Genomic DNA, 1,226 nt, shown 5'->3' with positions numbered 1-1,226 from the left:
GAACTGTGCAGGCAGCATACGCATGGCGGCTTTATACTGCCCGACGGAAATCCCCGCTTTCTGTGCAGCCAGCGCCTGTCGGCTCAGCGACTGTTCAACGACTGCCGCTGTTTTTTTCGCATCACTTTCCGTACCAGAAAAATGACGCCTGACTCTGGCCATCTGCTCGTCAAATCTGGCCGCATCCAGACTCAAATCAACGACCAGATCGCCTACCGGTTCAGCCATACCGGACTCCTCCTGCGATCCCTTCTGATACTGTCATCAGCATTACGTCATCCTCCGTCATGTCCGCCACATCCGGGGAAGCGGGGATAACTTCATTCCCGTCCGGGCCAAAGCGGACACCTCCGGCAAGCCCTGCCGCTTTCTGCATCAGCACATCATCTTCAGGCTCTTCGTCAGCCTCGCGCCGGTTCAGCAGACTGAAATCCAGCGGATGCATATCCGGATCGCTGAAAAACAGGCTGAGCACGGTGTACGTCAGCCCGGAAAAGTGCATATCCAGCAGAACATCATGAAAATAATGGGTACTGTAAAAGCGGTGCCAGTCGGCATACTCCGTGGATGACATCCCGGCAAGCATGGCACGCCAGTCGGGTCGCCCCATCTCACGCGCCAGTTTCAGGGCAAAACTCAGCTCACCGTCGAACACTTTCCCGCAGAAACAGGCTCTGCGGGCCCGGCGTCCTCTGTCTGTTCAGGGGCATTATTCACCACAAACTCATACATACCAGACAGCCGGTACACCACGTTTTCAGCATGAGAAATTGCCTCCGTGGGCCAGGTGGTAAGCACTTCCTGCTCAATCTGTTTAACGGCTTCATTCATGGACGGCATCTGCGTCTTCTGCGGATGGTTATGCCACAGGGACATCGCCACCAGAAACGCGCCGGTTCTGATGGCGTCTTCCACAGTAAACTTCCGGTTGCTGTCTGACTCCGCCTGTTCTGCCTGCCGTTTCATCAGGGCGAGATGCTCAATGCGCTGCAGGGCTGACAGTTCAGAAAGCGTGACGGTCACACCGTTATGTTCAAATGATTCGGTTTTCAGGAACATCGCTGACTCTCCGGATTAACTGGCGGTGACGGTAATTTCTGCAACCGCAGCAAACTCACCATTACCGGATACAACCGGAATGTTGACCTTGCCTGCAGCAACGCCGTTCACGGTGATGGTCATACCACTGACCGACACGGTGGCTTTTGTTTTATCCGCAGACACCG

4 protein-coding genes are annotated in these 1,226 nt (G+C 55.1%); all 4 read right to left on the bottom strand.

Features of this window, described 5'->3' with window-relative positions:
• Nucleotides 1-228, bottom strand: a 228-nt coding sequence (locus tag HP552_RS17040) for a phage tail tape measure protein (protein WP_088381081.1), incomplete at its 3' end; no start/stop codon positions are given.
• Nucleotides 221-655 (bottom strand): phage tail assembly protein T, encoded by a 435-nt coding sequence (locus HP552_RS17035; RefSeq protein ID WP_000459457.1) that lies wholly within the window; start codon nucleotides 653-655, stop codon nucleotides 221-223. The genes HP552_RS17035 and HP552_RS17040, both read right to left, overlap by 8 nt.
• Nucleotides 637-1,059, bottom strand: a complete 423-nt coding sequence (gene gpG / locus HP552_RS17030; RefSeq protein WP_000479153.1) for a phage tail assembly chaperone G — start codon at nucleotides 1,057-1,059, stop codon at nucleotides 637-639. Before gpG ends, HP552_RS17035 begins: the two co-directional genes overlap by 19 nt.
• 15 nt (nucleotides 1,060-1,074) lie before the next feature.
• The gene (locus HP552_RS17025; protein ID WP_435896630.1) at nucleotides 1,075-1,224 is read right to left on the bottom strand and encodes an Ig-like domain-containing protein; all 150 of its coding nucleotides are present in this window, start codon (nucleotides 1,222-1,224) and stop codon (nucleotides 1,075-1,077) included.
• Between the last annotated feature and the right edge of the window lie 2 nt (nucleotides 1,225-1,226).

Source organism: Paenibacillus xylanilyticus, from assembly GCF_013359935.1.
Taxonomy (GTDB): Bacteria; Bacillota; Bacilli; order Paenibacillales; family Paenibacillaceae; genus Paenibacillus; species Paenibacillus xylanilyticus.
This window is presented reverse-complemented; position numbering and strand designations above follow the sequence as displayed.

What these genes read in the sequence shown, in the direction of transcription:
- gpG (WP_000479153.1), bottom strand. Translation starts at nt 1,059, where the DNA reads ATGTTCCTGAAAACCGAATCATTTGAACATAACGGTGTGACCGTCACG.